This window comes from Butyricimonas paravirosa (genome assembly GCF_032878955.1).
GTDB classification, from domain to species: Bacteria; Bacteroidota; Bacteroidia; order Bacteroidales; family Marinifilaceae; genus Butyricimonas; species Butyricimonas paravirosa.
Genome location: NZ_CP043839.1, coordinates 2,241,887 through 2,259,829 on the forward strand (window position 1 = coordinate 2,241,887; position 17,943 = coordinate 2,259,829).

Sequence of the window (17,943 nt, forward strand, 5' to 3'; positions counted from 1 at the left end):
AGATACATCGCACCATCGTTTCATGTATTTTCATACTCACGATGGGGAGCTGCGGCATATACGAGACATTCCAAACGCCTCGCTACGATATAACAGACAAGGCCTACGGGGACATCATTTCCCCGGATACGGCCTCAACAGGAAATATACACTGGCAAACCTTTTTCCAAGATGAAAAACTACACGCTTTGATAGAAACCGCCTTAAAGAATAATGCCGATATGCAAAGCGCAATCTTGAAAATTCAGGCAGCACAAGCCTCTCTCAAAGCATCAAAATTGGCATTTCTCCCCTCGTTCAACGTTTCTCCCAGTGCAGATTTCGATGGTTCCTGGGACGTTCAATTACCTGTAAATGCAAGTTGGGAAGTCGACTTGTTCGGAAACCTGCGTAATGCCAAGAAAAGAAAACAGGCGGCTTACCTCCAATCAGGAGCTTACATGCAAGCTGTACGCTCGCAATTGATCGCCACGGTAGCCTCCACCTATTACACCTTGTTATCCCTCGATGCACAATACAAAATCTACGAGGTAACAGAACAGAGTTGGAAACAAAACGTGGAAGTCACCCGCCGGTTGATGAAAGCCGGGAAATACAATGCCGCCTCACTTTCACAAACAGAGGCAAATTATTACAATGTATGTAATAACCTGATCGATATCCAACAAGAGATTCAACAAACGGAAAATCAACTTTGTGCCTTACTCGGGGAAACACCCCACCCGATCGAGCGAGGAGAACTCGCTGACTGGTTGGCTCCAGAGGTGATTCATGTGGGAGTACCACTTCATGTTCTCTCCAATCGTCCGGACGTAAAACAAGCCGAGTACACTTTGGCTCAGGCATTTTATGCCACGAACGAGGCTCGTGCAGCCTTCTACCCCGCTTTGACCATATCGGGAAACTACGAATTCCGACACTCGCTATACGATATTGTCGGGTCGCTCGTACAGCCCCTATTCCAAAGAGGGACACTAAAAGCCAATCTTGACATTGCCAAAGCCGAACAGAAAGAAGCCGATATATCTTTCCGTCAAACAATCATTGAAGCCGGCATCGAAGTGAACGACGCCTTGGTTGCAGTGAAAAGCGCACGGGAAAAAGCAGAAAATTACTCAAAACAAGTAAAACATCTACAAGATGCGGTGAAAAGCACCCAGTTACTCATGAAACACGGGTCGACCACTTACCTGGAAGTGTTGACAGCCCAACAAACCTTGTTGGAAGCACAAGTAAATCAAGTGACCAACCACTTGACGGAAATTTCCAACACGATTACGCTCTATCAGGCTCTCGGAGGAGGGAGATAGTTTCATAGATTGAAATACGGATCGAATCATTTTTTTGTATTCATCCGTATTTCTTATTTTTGTACTATAAATTAAACAAGGATATGGCAAACATCGACATTCTTTCTTCCCTGATAACCAACAAACAAGTCGAACAAGAGGTATTGTTCGCTGAATTACAAGCCGATAGTTTCGACCACACCGTCCTGCAGCAATTCCCACCCATATCCAACATCATTATAAACATTGTCATTTTAAAAGGAACGCTTCAAATTGTCATTGATAACATCCGGCATAAATGTACCCCTTCAAACAATAATATCGTCAACATTAAACCGGTGAACACCATCACCCAGATGACACCGGGTAACGACTTTAAAGGACACATCATCATCCTGCCCAAATCATTCATGGACAGAGCAGATCACGGGGTCAAACCGATCCCCTTCCGGGATGTCCTTTCCATGCGTTTTCAACACACGATCACAATCCCCAAGGCCGGAATCGAAATTTTGGCAGACTATTTCCGTCTCATCGTGGAAAACTCGCAAACCAATGAAAGCCCGTTAAACCGAAGTATCTTCGAACATGCAGTTTTACTGTATCATTTAAAGGTTGCACAAATGATCTTCGCGGAGATGGAAAAACAACAGAAAAAAGGATTAATCTCTCGCTCTTCATTACTCTGCAATCAATTTACCCAGCTTCTCACGCAACATATAGAAGAAGAGCACGAAGTTTTGTTCTACGCGGACAAACTGAACATCACCCCTCATTACCTCACAAAAATAACACATAAATATATCGGATTCGCGGCAAATAAAGTGATCGCCAATGAACTAATCACCCAAGCCTCACTACTACTCCGGAATCCGGATTACACGTTGCAACAGATTGCCGACCGCCTTCACTTCTGCGATCAATCCTCGTTCGGAAAATTCTTTAAAAAACATACAGGAAAAACTCCCGCTACTTACCGAGCTGATACCAACATTCCGATAGAATAATTACTGATTCAGCCATTGCTTGAACTCTTGAATCCTCTCGGAACTCACGATTGCCTCAATTCCGGCAGGAGGTGCCGGGGTTAACACGATCTTGATTCTACTGTTGGAATATTTCACCATCTCCTTGATCGAATTATAGCTGATAATAAATTTCCTGTTGATCTTGAAAAACTGTGCCGGATTCAATTTTATCTCTATACCACTGATCGTTTGATCCAAGATATAATTTTGCCCGTCACGGGTGAAAAGTACCAGATACTTTCCGTCCGCCATGAAATAGGCAACATCTCCCACCGTCACGGATTTCATCTTCGTCCCCACGGTAACCAGGAAACGCTCCTGATACACGGTCAACGATGCCACGGGGAAAGGAGCATTTACCGGGGAAAGCGATTCCAACTTATTCAATGCTTGCTGTAACTCTTCCTTGTCAAAAGGCTTTAATATATAATCAATCCCCTGATATTTGAATGCCTTGAGCGCATATTCATCATAAGCCGTGATAAAAATAACCGGTACCGTGATCTCCACCTGCTCAAAAATATCAAAACTCTGCCCGTCCCCCAGATGAATATCCATGAAAATCACATCGGCTTTATTCTTCTTCAACCATTTCACGCTCTCGCTCACCGAATCCAGTTTCGTCAATATAGTGATCTCCGGGGCAACCTCTCCCAACAGCCGTTCCAACTCTGCCGCTGCAAGATATTCATCTTCAATTATAATTGCATTCATAAGCTATTTTTATCAATACTTTCTCCGGATTCTTTCATCCATCGTTTCTGTATTCACAAAAATAACGAAAATAATTCATGTAACAATAAAACAGCCGTGGGGAACCACCCCCACGGCCTTCCAACTACTAGATCAACCTAGTAACATACAAATTAATTGTGCAAATTCGGATTAGATTCCGTTGCTTCTTTTGGGAAAGCGATCGTATACCGGGAATCATCTTTAGACAAAACCTGACGATCTTGTTTTCCTTGATCTGTCGTATAAACTTTCACTATTTCCGGACGATCCGTACGACGCAAATCAAACCAACGATGTCCCCCTTCAAGAGCTAATTCCCTAGCTCTTTCGTTCGCAATCTCTACTAGTAACTCTTCAGCCGTCATTTGATCTATCTCTGCTGCTCTTTCCTCATAGTAATCAGGTTGTAATCGCACTTTAATTAACTCTTTCAGCCTGTCTTTAGCTTGATCCAGTTTTCCATCAACATGAGCCGCTGCTTCCGCTGCTATCAAATAAATTTCGGAAGAACGGATAGAAACCTTGTAATTAGAATTTGGGCCTCCTTTGGTCGGAACATATTTATCATTTTTACTTGTAAAATACAGGTTAAAACGTAAATCATTTACAGCATCATATTTTTCTATCAATGACGGAAGAAGCTCTGTATATGAAGTCATATCATTGTCTCCCCATTCTTCAAGACACAAAATAGCTTCTTTTGAATTGATATTATAAGGTTCCGTAAAATCTGCACTAGTCAAATCCTCCAGAGGAGAAGAAGACAGTAACCCTTCAGCAAGATTCATCGCATTCTCCCATTCTTGATGGTAAAGACGTACGCGCGCCTCGAATGCTTTTGCAGATTTTTTGGAAAACCGATAAAGAGTAGAAGCAGGTTGCTCGTCAACCGTTAAAACTTCGTTAGCCGCAGCAATATCTTCAAATATCTGATCATAAACTTCTTTTACCGTCGAGGGAGAATACGCCTGTTCTATGTCTATTTGGGTTGCTAAAGGAATCCCTTGATCCGTTTCTGCCGTCGAAGGATTGTAAGGTTTCCCGTAAAGATTCAACAAATCAAAATGCATATAAGCACGCAAAAGATAAGCTTCTCCTAATATCTGCTCACGAGAATCATCCTCCGTATCAATATCCGCATTCATTACATCATCAATAACGCTATTAGCATAAAATATCACTTTATAAGGAGTTCCCCACGGATAAGATTCTTCCATATTCACAGAATTGTCATTCCAAATAGCAAAATCTATCAACCGAGGATAAGCGTAAGCACTACCGGAAGGAATTACCTCGTCAGCCCGTAAAGCTAACAAATATTTATAGCCAGACACCGCCGTATAACCAGAAGTTATCAAGGCTCTGAATTCCGTTACTTTTTCCGGAATTACTTTCCCCACGGGTTTCACATCCAAATAATTACAAGATGTGAACAAGGCAAGTAAACTTATTATATATATTATTCTTTTCATTTTTACCTAGTTTTAAAATGACACATCTAAACCTATTGAGAAAGTCCGTGCAAGGGGTTGCGTGTAAATATTTCCCCAAGTCTCAGGATCAAAATATCCCTTGTAATTTGAAGCAATCACAAACGGATTCCGAGCTTCAAAACTAATTCTGGCAGAGCCTATATGTAACTTATCTGCTATTTCCCGAGGTAAATTATACCCTAAGCGAATACTACTTATCCGCCAATAACTCATATTCTTAAACCAGTAATCATAGTTACTGAACGAATTTCCTCCTAAATCCAATCCATTTACCCATTGATAATAATTTACCAATCGCATATTCTCTTCCATCGTATAATTCACCAAACGAGGATATTTTCCAGTTGTATTAGAAGGAGACCAGATGTCTAAAGCCCGTTTCGAATAATTCTGACCGGGAGACGTTTCACTCGGTGAATAAAATGGAGTTTCTTGCATCAACTGATCTATCACAAAACTAGAACTTACCGTAAGATCAAAATTCTTATAATAGAATCGATTGATCCAACCTCCTGTAAACTTAGGCTCTGTTGTTCCTGCATACACGAACAAGTCTCGATACTCTGCATTTGTCAGCGAAGATGTCGGATAGCCAATATTCCATTCATCCGTTATAGCATAAAAAGTCTCAAAATTCACCTTCTCGCCTGCTTTATTATAAAACATCGGTAGTCCGTCTTCATCCAATCCTGCAGTTCTTAATTTGAAAAGAGCCCCAATGGAATGTCCTTCCAAAGAAGGAGAATACGAATCATCTCTCACTTGAATCTTATCCACATTACTCGTGTTATGGGCAATATTGAAATCCATCTTCCAACGGAAATTCGGAGTACGGATATTCTCCGTAGAAAGAGCAAATTCAATACCCTTATTGGAAACCTCAGCCCAGTTCATCGTAGAAGAAGAGAAACCATTTTCAAGCGGCAAAGCCCTTGCCCCGATCAAATCTTCACTTTTCCGATAATAAGCATCAACTGTAAAAGAGAGACGATTATCCAAAACTGCCATATCAATACCAACATTCCAGTTTTTAGTTTTCTCCCAACGCAAATTTTGATTAGGAGGAGAGGTCACGTTAATCGTCGGTTCATTTAAACCAGGCAGAACCGTTGTCGAATTCCACTCCCCGACAACATAAGGAGAGGTATTCTTATCCACATTTCCTTGCAGACCGTATGATACACGCAATTTCAAATCATTCAACCATTCAACATTACTCAAGAATTCTTCCCGATTAACATTCCATGCGGCAGAAGCTGCCCACAATGGCAGATATTTGTATTTACGAGCAACACCAAATAAATTCGAACCATCAAAACGCATACTTCCAAAGAATGTATATCGATTATCATAAGTATAAGACCCGGTCATATAATAAGACAGATAACGATCCTCACTCATGGTCTTTTGATATTGTTTCCATTTCGACGAAGACATGGAAGAAGTACTGTAACCGTCCGGGAATACGAGAGGCTGGGTCGTCAAAGCTCTGGAATCATAGCCGAAGCCCTTGGTATGAACATTTGTATTCTTATTCCCTCGCATTTCAAAACCGGCCATGAAATTCACGGAATGACGCTCGGCAAAAATATGACTGAACTCCCCTTGTATCTTCCATTGGTATTGTGACATATCAGCAGCCCAGTTCTGAATAATTCCACCATCCGGTAAAAAATATGTCCCGTTATAGTTAGAATCTTCCCTATATTTTCTCACGAAATATGTTTCTTCGTCTGCAAATTTCTCTGTCTTCGAATCCTCTAGCTGCATCGAAAACTGTGTTGTCAAAGATAAGAAAGACCATGGCTTGTAATTTAAAGTTAACATAGGCTTAAAAGCCAGATTCTTTAACCAATAATCTGTATTTTCACGTTCCTCCAGTAAATTAAATTCCAAGTAAGCATCATCCAACCCCTTTATATCCTGGTCATAAACATACTTACCATTTTCATCACGAACATTCAAATAAGGATTCACATTACGAGTATAATAAGAAGGATTCGTGAAAGAATCCGAATCTGTGATATAACTTTTCCGTTTACTGTGAGACATGAATAAAGAAAGACCAAGAGTCAAGTTATCTCTCAAATCAAAATCAGTCTTCATAGTACCTGTAATCCGCTCAAAATTCGTCCCAATCGTTGTACCTTCTTCATTATAATAACCGATCGAAGCATAGTAACGAGCTTTTTCAGAGCCTCCTGATACACTTATATTATATTGCTGATTCACAGCATTCTGATACACAAGATCTCCCCAATCGGATCCTGTTGTACGCAAAGCATTAATCTCGTTCTGAGTCTGTGCAGACAATGCATTAAATCCTCCTTCTTGGAAAGCACTTAACTCTCCCGAATTTGACAAAATTCGAGCCACACTTCCGTAGTTAGAACGATACGTCAACTCAGGTATACTCGCCATACCTAACTCGAAATCCACTTTTTCAGAAGCATTCATTAAATTCAATTTCCCCAAGTCAGGTTTCGTTGTTATAAACATTGCCGCTGACGCATTCACCCGCATTTTCCCGGCAGATCCCTTTTTGGTAGTTACAACAATGACTCCATTTGCTGCACGTGCTCCATAAATAGCCGTGGCCGAGGCATCCTTTAAGATTGTTATACTTTCAATATCCGCCGGGTTTACCCCTGCAATGGAAGTATTATACAAGTTATCAATATTATCCTTGTCACTAAAATTTTCTGGAATATCATTCCCTTCCAAAATCATCCCATCCAACACCCAAAGCGGATCAGTACTTCCCGTCAGAGAAACCGTACTACGGATTCGCATCTTGTTCGGGGCTCCCGGAGCCCCATTCGTGGGGATAGACGTCATACCGGCAACCTGCCCTTCCAATAACTGGTCAATACTAGCAACACCGATGCTCTTTATATCATCCATCTTTACGGTCTGAATCGCCGATGTCGATTTACGTTTCTCGATCTGTTGGTAACCCGTCACCACCACCTCGGTCAACTGCTCCTGATCCGGTTGTAACATAACCTTAAATTCTGTGGTTTTCGTCACGTCCAGTTTCGCATTTTTATAACCGACAAAACTAACCACCACATATTTCACCGCTTTCGGCACTTTCAATTCAAACTTTCCGTCAAAATCAGTAATCGTTCCCTTCGGGCCGAGATTCTTAGCCTCTGCCGCATCCGGGTCAATCATTACCGTAGCTCCAATCAAAGTCTCGTTCGTCACGGAGTCCATCACGACTCCTTTAATCGTACGATAGTCGCTCTCGCTTTGGGCAAACAGCCAAAGCGGACACAATAACGCAATCAATAATAAACTTTTCTTCATGCTAACTTATTTAATTTGTATGTTATAAGGTGTAAAATCATCTCATATTCAACGCCTCTTTAATCCGGATAATCAAATCCTCGTAATGATTACGAGTTTCTACATTACCCGTGTTTCGTTTATTTTCCGCTAATTTTAAAATTTTCAACAATTCGCCTCTCTTCACCGATACAGCCTCAGAAACTCTACCCATGGAAGAGAAGTGTAAGGTCCTCAATTGAACCTCTTCTCTAGGCTCAATCGTAAATTCGGGGGCTTTAGAGGCAAAACAACACGTGTTTGAATGATGCAACGCTTTCTTGGTCGTTTTCTCCACAGCCCTGTTCGAGCTAACGATGATCGCATCGATAAAATTCTTTTGTGTCATCCGCTCGTAGATAGATAAGTTACGCCCAGCCTTACTGCTGGCAAATATCACGTTATGAATATCCGCGAACATCTCTTCCGGCGTGTAACTCTTCGCCCGACCTAAAGTCGCTTCAGAATCAAACATACGCAACAAACGCTCGTCCTTCAACAGATTATAGAATGTAGCGTACTGCAACTCACGTGCAACCGTGTAAGGAGAATATTCCACGCCCATCTGAATCGGGTAACTCTTCTTCCAGACCCCAGCACCGAACAACCATTCCGGAACAATAAACACCTCTTCAATCAAGTACTTCACGCTCTCTTTCTGAATCTCTTTCGGCACCGGGATATACCGATCCTCCGGACTTCCCTTCACCGGGTTATTGATATAAATACCACCCACGTTAGCTGTAACATGCCCGGCATACATCTTCCATTGGTTAATCACCGCCATCAATAATTTTCCTGCCTCCGCGAAAGATTCTCCGTCTTCCTCTGTCCATGCGACAATATTCGGAACAATCCGTTTCAGATTCATAATCCCGTAACGATTGGCTTTCACGATGTCATCTCCAAGGTCTTCATCCTGAGAACGAGGATCGATCGGATCTTTCGGGTCTTGTTGCTCGCCATACCAGAACATCGGGTCTCCTTCATGCTCTTGAATCCATTCATTCAATATCGGCAACTCCTCTTGAGGTGTCTCCATATCTAGCCAACGATAAGCCCAGTTAATCGCGAACTTGTCATACGTCCCGATTTTAGGAGTAATTTCCTTTACCCCGTCTCCCGGTTGGGCCACGTAGTTAAAACGCGCGTAATCCATGATAGAACTTGCCGTTCCACCCATTTTTGCCGTAAAGCTCGGCGATCTCAAAGAATCCACGGGGAAAGCATGAGAAGCACCCATGTTATGCTTCAACCCGAAAGTATGCCCTACCTCGTGAGAAGAAACAAAGCGGATAGCGCTGGCCATATGCTCGTCGCTCAATTTATTTGCACGGGCTCTCGGATCTATCGGTGCTGTCTGTACTCGCATCCAAGTATGTAATAATGACATCACGTTATGCCACCAAACCACGTCAGCCTCGATAATCTCTCCTGAACGGGGATCAACCACGGACGGCCCCATTGCATTAGCCTGCTGGGATGCCGCATAGGTGATGACCGAATAACGAATGTCGTCTATGTCAAAATCTTCATCACCTTCCGGAGCATCCTTCGCGACAACAGCATTTTTAAAACCTGCCGCCTCAAATGCGGCCTGCCAATCCCGAACTCCTGCTTTAATCTCTTCTCTCCACTGTTTCGGGGTAGAAGGATCAATGTAAAACACGATCGGTTTTACAGGCTCTACAGCCTCTCCTCTTTTATATTTCTCTATATCTTCCGGTTTTGGTTCCAATCTCCAACGATGAACGAATTCCCGTTTTTCCACTTGCTGTTGCTCGTCTGTAAAATAAATATGCTCCGTGGCAAAAAAACCTACACGGGGGTCGGCGAAACGTGGCTTCATAGGAACCTTAGGTAATAACACCAAATTTGTTGTCGTTTCAACCGTAAGAGGTACCGCCACGCCGCCATCAACCACCTGCGTCGTCATTAACGCCTTTACCACCACATTCTTGGGGAAAACCTTCACGCCCAATATCTTCGACAAGTCCTTTTTTACCGAACCGCCTAAAGCAATTTCATTATATATATCATTAAAACTTTTCTCACTTCCGTCAAAAATCTTGTTCACCTTGATAACCACGGACGCCGAATCCTTTCCGTAAGCCTCGATCGGGAAATACTCGATCACGGACTCGCGATAATTGGCCTTCACAGACTCACTGATCGCATCTCCCTCGGGTACACTTACCTTTCCATTGTAAGTTGTCACCCACACCTTGTTCATAGATTTATCTTTATAGAAACGCACGAGCTTGTCATTCGACTCCATTCCTCTATTCAAGCCTGCATCATTCAACTCGTAAGGTACTCCCGACACTTTATTAACGATTAGAAGATCACGTCCCATCAACGAATCAGCCACCTCGAAATAGTAATCATTCTCAACCGTTAAAATCTTTACCATACCTTCAGTAATCTTGGCTTTTTTCACCAAATCCCCGTAAGCATCCGGTTTAGACACTTCCGTTGTATCCTTGGCATGTTTTTTCTTTCGTCTTTCCAGAGAATATCCCGGTTCTGACAATAATGATAGGGCAACAAGGGCTATCGCACCTAAAATGAATGTTTTTGTTCTTACCATACTTCTTTTATTCATTAAATCTATCTGGTTAACTGATTCTTTACAATGATAAGACAGATTTCAATCAATAAAAATAAAAGGGGAGTGAAACCCCGAAAAAAAGGAGTGAATCATCGATTTTTTGTTATAAACGATTTCTTAAAAGAGGTAGTCGACAAACGTAACATCCATTTTCACAATCACATACAAATTTCTCACCAGAATAAAAGTCATAAATGGCCTGAATGCGTTCGAAACCCACGCCCATGGACTCCTCGCTAGATTCTGCACGGGGCTGGTAATTATTCTCCACGATTAAACATTCATCCCGATCATAAATTTTAATATGCAAGGGATTTTGTAAAGTCACCTGATTATGTTTTATAGCGTTCTCTACTAACATCTGTAAACTGATCGAAGGAACCTTTGCTTCCAAACAATCCGGTCCCACATCTATGGACAAATCCAACTGATCCCCAAAACGAATCTTCTGCAAAAAATAATATTGCTGGGTAAACTCGATCTCTTCCTTCACCGTGGACAAGCTTTCGTTTCTTGTCTCCAGCAAATAGCGATACACCTTTGATAACTTCAACACGAATTCCCTCGCCAAAGTCGAATCCGAACCAATCAACACACTCAAGGAATTCAAGGAATTAAACAAAAAGTGAGGGTTAATCTGATTTTTCAACTGTTGTAAATGCAGTTCCATCGACTCCTGTTCCAAACTACGCCGCAAACGGTATTCCTTACGCCATTTATGCTGGGCAAAAAGTAACAAAATTGCGAATATAACTACTGTAATCAAGGCAATCATCGCCGTGTAACGATGAAATTCATCCAATATCTCCCGATTTCCATACTGCGGCACGTTAACGGCAATCACCCACTTTTCACTCCCGACAAGTAAGGGATAGTAAATTCGAAGCACCTGTGAAGACAGAAAATTAGAATGAACCATAATTTCCAATTCACTCTGACTTTTTAATACTTCCTTGATAGAATCCAACTCTTCTTTTTGGAAAGGTGAGGTTCCCAATAAATTTTCATCGGGATGCGAAAGTAATATACCCCGTTCATTTACAATAAACACGTAACTTGACACCTTTCCTGTAACCTCTGCAAAATATGAATGTAAGTCTGTCAACGAGATATCAAATCCAAAAAGGATACGCCGGGTCGCTGTCGGTTCAATAGCCTCGATTGTCGTCCAGTAAGTCTTTCCATCCTCGTGGTACGTACCACTAAAATGGTGATCCGCATGTGAATCCAATAAGGTATACATATACTTTAACTCGATCCCGGAAAGTTTCATCTTACGTAACTCGGAACTATTCCGTTCCAACAACCGTAGAGAATCATTGGTACCCCTGAAAAACCAAGTTCTACTTAATTTCGGGTCCAATTGTTGCATCGTCTTCAAAAGCGAAAATAAATCCTGCTCCCGGTAAGATTCACTTTTCCCAAAAAACTCTCTCGCCAATCGCTGTAATTCTTCGGTTTTCTTAAATTCATATGCAACAGATTCTGCCCGGTATCGACAAGCCTCTCGTGCATTCGCATTATTCATATCGTTCCCCACGTCACTAATCTTTTCCCCTATTAAATAAATAGCGGCAATGAATAAAGCTAACAAGATTAATCCTATCGATATTATATTTGTCCGAATTCTCATACACACAAAGGTAATGAAAAAAATTACCTGCGGCAAGTTACAGGTTACAAGTTGATAGGTTACAGGTTCTCCACGAGACAATATAAAAAAAGGGCGAGTCACTTGAACTCGCCCTCTCTTCTAAATTCGGCATCGACCTACTCTCCCACCCAAGGGCAGTACCATCGGCGCTAACGGGCTTAACTTCTCTGTTCGGGATGGGAAGAGGTGGATCACCGTCGCTATAGACACCTTTTAATGTTTTCACGTCACTTCATCGAGCCCTCCGGCTACTCGTGACAATATCTTTAAAGTTTCTTCATCTCATGCTTTCTATCGACCGCCAATCTCCTTGATTGACAATCGCTTGGAACGTTAACTGAATCATCTCACCCACCGAACGTCAACTTTCGGGTGATTAGTACCACTCGGCTTTGCCGTCACCGGCTTTACACCTGTGGCCTATCAACGTCGTCGTCTACGACGACCCTGTAAGGAGATCTCATCTCGAGGCAGGCTTCGCGCTTAGATGCTTTCAGCGCTTATCCCGTCCGCGCGTGGCTACCCTGCCGTACGACTGGCGTCATAACAGGTTCACTAGCGGCGCGTCCAACCCGGTCCTCTCGTACTAGAGTCAGGACCTCTCGAATCTCCAACGCCCACGACAGATAGGGACCGAACTGTCTCACGACGTTCTGAACCCAGCTCGCGTGCCACTTTAATCGGCGAACAGCCGAACCCTTGGGACCTTCTCCAGCCCCAGGATGTGACGAGCCGACATCGAGGTGCCAAACCGCCCCGTCGATATGAGCTCTTGGGGGCGATCAGCCTGTTATCCCCGGAGTACCTTTTATCCTTTGAGCGATGACCCTTCCACGCGGGATCACCGGATCACTATGCCCTGCTTTCGCACCCGATCGACTCGTTGGTCTCCCGGTCAAGCACCCTTGTGCCATTGCACTCTACGGTTGATTACCAACCAACCCGAGGGTACCTTTGGAAGCCTCCGTTACGCTTTTGGAGGCGACCACCCCAGTCAAACTACCCACCACGCGGTGTCCCCTATACAAAGGGTTAGATCCCAGACAAGAGAAGGGTCGTATTTCAACGATGGCTCCTCGATTCCTGGCGAAACCGACTCGTAGCCTCCGACCTATCCTACACGTCCCGTGCCCGGGAACAACGCGAAGCTGCAGTAAAGGTTCACGGGGTCTTTCCGTCCCGTCGCGGGTACCCGGCATCTTCACCGGAACTACAATTTCACCGAGCTCATGGTCGAGACAGTGCCCAGATCGTTACACCATTCGTGCAGGTCGGAACTTACCCGACAAGGAATTTCGCTACCTTAGGACCGTTATAGTTACGGCCGCCGTTTACCGGGGCTTCAATTCAAACCTTCTCCTTTCGGATGAGCTCTCCTCTTAACCTTCCGGCACCGGGCAGGTGTCAGGCCATATACGTCATCTTTCGATTTGGCATAGCCATGTGTTTTTGGTAAACAGTCGCCTGGGCCATTACTCTGCGGCTCTATCACTAGAGCGTCCTTTTTCCCGAAGTTACAGGACTATTTTGCCTAGTTCCTTGACCATGAATCACTCGAGCGCCTTGGTATGTTCTACCCGACCACGTGTGTCCGTTTACAGTACGGTTCCTCGTCACTTGAAGTTTAGCGGGTTTTCTAGGGGGTAAATTGCCTGGACGCTATCCCCTCGGCCGAGGCCTCGAGGTACTATCGACTTTCGCCTCCGGTGGCGTGCTTGACTACCACCGTCACAGGGTACGGCCTTCAACGCGCTATTCCGTCAGCGCGCGGTCCATTCATCACCCCGTCACCGCGTCACGGTGACGAGAAGCACGGGAATGTTAACCCGTTTCTCGTCGGCATCCCCCTTCGGGTGAGCCTTAGAGGCCGGCTGACCCCCGGCTGATTGACATTGCCGGGGAATCCTTGGTCTTGCGGCGTGGGGGGTTCTCGCCCCCATTATCGTTACTTATGCCTACATTTGCTTTTCATGCCGCTCCAGTCACTCTCGCGGGTGACCTTCAAAGCTGGCAGGAATGCTCTCCTACCGGTCAGTCATTAACTAACCCCACGGCTTCGGTTGACAGTTTGATGCCCGTGTATTATCCACGCGGGATCGCTCGACTAGTGAGCTGTTACGCACTCTTTAAATGAATGGCTGCTTCCAAGCCAACATCCTAGCTGTCTCCGCGATCCCACCTCGTTTGATCAACTTAACTGTCCATCCGGGACCTTAGCCGGTGGTCCGGGTTCTTTCCCTCTCGTCCGCGGACCTTAGCACCCGCGGGCTCACTCCATGATTTCGTGTTCCAGCATTCGGAGTTTATCCGGATTTGATAGGCGGTGAAGCCCTCGCGTCCAACCAGTAGCTCTACCTCTGGAACAGAACATCACAGGCTGCACCGAAATGCATTTCGGAGAGTACGAGCTATTTCCCAGTTTGATTGGCCTTTCACCCCTACCCGCGAGTCATCCGAAAACTTTTCAACGTTTACCGGTTCGGTCCTCCATCACGTGTTACCGCGACTTCAACCTGCTCGTGGGTAGATCACAAGGTTTCGCGTCTAGCGCCACCAACTCGACGCCCTGTTAAGGCTCGCTTTCACTTCGGCTAACGGGCCTGAAGCCCTTAACCTCGCTGGTGACGACTAACTCGTAGGCTCATTATGCAAAAGGCACGCCGTCACCATATTTCATGGCTCCGACCGCTTGTAGGCGCGCGGGTTCAGGGTCTATTTCACCCCCCTGCTCGGGGTACTTTTCACCTTTCCCTCGCGGTACTGGTTCACTATCGGTCTCTCGGGAGTATTTAGCCTTGCCAGGAGGTCCTGGCGAATTCAGGCAGGATTTCTCGTGTCCCGCCCTACTCGGGATTCCGCTATCTTAGATGGAGGTGTCGTGCACGGGGCTGTCACCCTCCACGGCTTACCTTTCCAGGTAATTGCACTTCGTCCATCGTCGAATGTCGCGGTCCCATGACCCCGCTGTCGCCGAAACGGCAACGGTTTGGGCTCTTCCCCGTTCGCTCGCCACTACTGGGGGAATCACTGTTGTTTTCTTCTCCTGCGGGTAATGAGATGTTTCAGTTCCCCGCGTTCGCTTGCATTACTGCATGACCGTCATCTAGACGGCCGGGTTACCCCATTCGGAAATCCACGGGTCAAGGGTTACTTGCACCTCGCCGTGGCCTATCGCGGCTTATCGCGTCCTTCATCGCCTCCGAGAGCCTAGGCATCCACCGCGCGCCCTTGGTTGTTCACGTTCGTTAGCGTCGTGTTTTTTAATAATTTTACCTTGTCCCGTGTATCACTACAGGGACGGCTCTGTGTTATTCTACTACATTTTTACTTCGTGGATCAAATGATCCATTAACGTTCCAGCATGTCAAAGAACTTTATCAACCTCGACAGTTGTCGAGGTTGATGATGGCGGGACCAAGGCAACGAGCCTCGTCTCTAAAGATCCCTCGAGGGAATCCCGTTGATAATGAACTGGCGGTAGCGAGCCACATGAACTCGTCTCCAGAAAGGAGGTGTTCCAGCCGCACCTTCCGGTACGGCTACCTTGTTACGACTTAGCCCCAGTTACCGGTATTACCCTAGCCCGTTCCTCGCGGTCACGATCTTCAGGTACTCCCGGCTTCCATGGCTTGACGGGCGGTGTGTACAAGGCCCGGGAACGTATTCACCGCGCCATGGCTGATGCGCGATTACTAGCGAATCCAACTTCGTGGAGTCGGGTTGCAGACTCCAGTCCGAACTACGACCGGCTTTAGAGATTCGCTCCGGGTCACCCCGTGGCTACCCTCTGTACCGGCCATTGTAACACGTGTGTCGCCCCGGGTGTAAGGGCCGTGCTGATTTGACGTCATCCCCGCCTTCCTCGCACCTTACGGTGGCAGTCTCGACAGAGTGCCCGGCTTGAACCGATGGCAACTGGCGATAGGGGTTGCGCTCGTTATGGGACTTAACCCGACACCTCACGGCACGAGCTGACGACAACCATGCAGCACCTTGTGAAGAGTCCCGAGGGAAAGAACTGTTTCCAGCTCATGCACTCCACATTTAAACCCGGGTAAGGTTCCTCGCGTATCATCGAATTAAACCACATGTTCCTCCGCTTGTGCGGGCCCCCGTCAATTCCTTTGAGTTTCATCGTTGCCGACGTACTCCCCAGGTGGCTCACTTAATACTTTCGCTTGAACCCTGGCGGTGTATCGCCAAGATCCAGTGAGCATCGTTTACGGCGTGGACTACCAGGGTATCTAATCCTGTTCGCTACCCACGCTCTCGCGCATCAGCGTCAGATCGAGCCTGGGAAGCTGCCTTCGCTATCGGGGTTCCAAGTGATATCTAAGCATTTCACCGCTACTTCACTTGTTCCGCCTCCCTCGTCTCGTCTCCAGGTCGCCAGTTTCAACGGCGTGCTACAGTTTAGCTGCAGTCTTTTACCGCTGACTTGGCGTCCCGCCTACGCGCCCTTTAAACCCAATAAATCCGGATAACGCTCGCATCCCCCGTATTACCGCGGCTGCTGGCACGGAGTTAGCCGATGCTTATTCGTCAGGTACTGGCAAGAAGGTACACGTACCTTTTATTCTTCCCTGGCAAAAGAGGTTTACAGGCCATAGACCATTCTTCCCTCACGCGACTTGGCTGGTTCAGGCTCTCGCCCATTGACCAATATTCCTCACTGCTGCCTCCCGTAGGAGTCTGGACCGTGTCTCAGTTCCAGTGTGGGGGACCTTCCTCTCAGAACCCCTAGACATCGTCGGCTTGGTGGGCCGTTACCCCGCCAACTACCTAATGTCGCGCGTGCCCGTCCCGTACCACCGGAATTTTAAATCCAGAACCATGCGGCTCTAGAGTGTTATGGGATGTTAGTCCACGTTTCCGCGGGTTATCTCCCGGTACGGGGTTGGTTGCACACGTGTTACTCACCCGTGCGCCGGTCGCCACCAGTGTATTGCTACACCGTGCTGCCCCTCGACTTGCATGTGTTAAGCCTGTCGCTAGCGTTCATCCTGAGCCAGGATCAAACTCTTCATAGTAAAATTATTTACAGAAATTTTTATTCTGGCCGGGTCATGTGTTTCATGAATCTCGACTACCGTCGATTTCGATTCACGCTCGCTACGTTTTGTTCATTTCAATATCTTAAAGAACTCTTCTTTTCATCTTGTCGCTCCCGTCATCCCCTCGTGCCCTCCTCTTGAAAGCGGCTGCAAAGGTAAGGCTTGTTTTTCATTCTCCAAACTTTTCAAGCTTTTTTTTCAAACTTTTTTTCCAGCCCCTCGTTTAACCTCTTTCCCTCGTGCCCTCTCTCTCGAAAGCGGGTGCAAAGATAAGGCAATGATTCCCCCTTTTCCAAATTTTTTCACCATTATTTTTCATCTTTTTTTCAAGCCCCCGACCAATACCGTGACTGGCAAAACGTTAGGGAGAAAAATTTTTACCGGGAAAACGGGAAAGACCACCGGGAAAAGGGAGGGAAAGGCGGCACGACCGGGAAAAGGGACCGCGCTCTCGCCCGGCAAGCACCTTTCATGGACACCCGTGAACGTCTTTGATTCGTCCTTGATTCGAATTTGATACGCCTTTAATCCCTGTCTTCCCCCTGTTTTCAACGGGAAAACAACGGGAATAACAACGTGGCCCTGACGATTCTTACCCGCCGAACAAACGCCCACGAGCGACCTTGTACCGAAGGAGAACCGAAGATGTACCGTGATTGATTGCTGTCTTCACCCTGTAATCTACGGGTATTCACGTAAAGTGATCGAGAGTATTAAAAATTAAGAGGGAGTCAACATTTTTTTCAACT

General features: G+C 45.7%; 7 protein-coding genes and 3 rRNA genes. 2 read left to right on the forward strand and 8 right to left on the reverse strand.

Annotation, left to right across the window (positions count from 1 at the left end):
* Positions 1-2: 2 nt before the first annotated feature.
* Positions 3-1,310, forward strand: coding sequence for a TolC family protein (locus F1644_RS09385; protein WP_370818640.1), 1,308 nt, complete (start codon positions 3-5; stop codon positions 1,308-1,310).
* 83 nt (positions 1,311-1,393) lie between these two features.
* On the forward strand, positions 1,394-2,296 hold the full coding sequence (locus F1644_RS09390; protein ID WP_118260707.1) for a helix-turn-helix domain-containing protein: 903 nt from the start codon (positions 1,394-1,396) through the stop codon (positions 2,294-2,296).
* On the opposite strand, the gene F1644_RS09395 is transcribed toward F1644_RS09390, so the two are convergent.
* The 8 genes from F1644_RS09395 to F1644_RS09430 form a co-directional block, all read right to left on the reverse strand.
* Positions 2,297-3,031, reverse strand: a complete 735-nt coding sequence (locus F1644_RS09395) for a LytR/AlgR family response regulator transcription factor (RefSeq protein WP_168044540.1) — start codon at positions 3,029-3,031, stop codon at positions 2,297-2,299.
* Positions 3,032-3,183: 152 nt separating this feature from the next.
* Complete coding sequence (locus tag F1644_RS09400) at positions 3,184-4,524, reverse strand: RagB/SusD family nutrient uptake outer membrane protein (protein WP_229782478.1); 1,341 nt, start codon at positions 4,522-4,524, stop codon at positions 3,184-3,186.
* 12 nt (positions 4,525-4,536) lie between these two features.
* Positions 4,537-7,857, reverse strand: coding sequence for a SusC/RagA family TonB-linked outer membrane protein (locus tag F1644_RS09405; protein WP_087422520.1), 3,321 nt, complete (start codon positions 7,855-7,857; stop codon positions 4,537-4,539).
* Positions 7,858-7,894: 37 nt separating this feature from the next.
* Positions 7,895-10,465 carry a zinc-dependent metalloprotease gene (locus F1644_RS09410; RefSeq protein ID WP_168044539.1) on the reverse strand — a complete coding sequence of 857 codons (2,571 nt, stop codon included), beginning with the start codon at positions 10,463-10,465 and terminating at the stop codon, positions 7,895-7,897.
* 124 nt (positions 10,466-10,589) lie between these two features.
* A complete protein-coding gene (locus F1644_RS09415) occupies positions 10,590-12,119 on the reverse strand; it encodes a histidine kinase (RefSeq protein WP_168044538.1) in 1,530 nt (509 codons plus the stop codon).
* Positions 12,120-12,243: 124 nt separating this feature from the next.
* Positions 12,244-12,354 (reverse strand): 5S ribosomal RNA (gene rrf / locus F1644_RS09420).
* A 142-nt stretch (positions 12,355-12,496) separates the two neighbouring features.
* Positions 12,497-15,382: ribosomal RNA gene (locus tag F1644_RS09425) — 23S ribosomal RNA — on the reverse strand.
* 263 nt (positions 15,383-15,645) lie between these two features.
* Positions 15,646-17,170 (reverse strand): 16S ribosomal RNA (locus tag F1644_RS09430).
* Together the 16S, 23S and 5S rRNA genes form the textbook arrangement of a ribosomal RNA operon.
* Positions 17,171-17,943: the final 773 nt, after the last annotated feature.

Bases quoted from the DNA above. Each gene is read 5' to 3' on its own strand.
- F1644_RS09390 (WP_118260707.1), top strand. From the start codon at position 1,394: ATGGCAAACATCGACATTCTTTCTTCCCTGATAACCAACAAACAAGTC.
- F1644_RS09395 (WP_168044540.1), bottom strand. From the start codon at position 3,031: ATGAATGCAATTATAATTGAAGATGAATATCTTGCAGCGGCAGAGTTG.
- F1644_RS09400 (WP_229782478.1), bottom strand. From the start codon at position 4,524: ATGAAAAGAATAATATATATAATAAGTTTACTTGCCTTGTTCACATCT.
- F1644_RS09405 (WP_087422520.1), bottom strand. From the start codon at position 7,857: ATGAAGAAAAGTTTATTATTGATTGCGTTATTGTGTCCGCTTTGGCTG.
- F1644_RS09410 (WP_168044539.1), bottom strand. From the start codon at position 10,465: ATGGTAAGAACAAAAACATTCATTTTAGGTGCGATAGCCCTTGTTGCC.
- F1644_RS09415 (WP_168044538.1), bottom strand. From the start codon at position 12,119: ATGAGAATTCGGACAAATATAATATCGATAGGATTAATCTTGTTAGCT.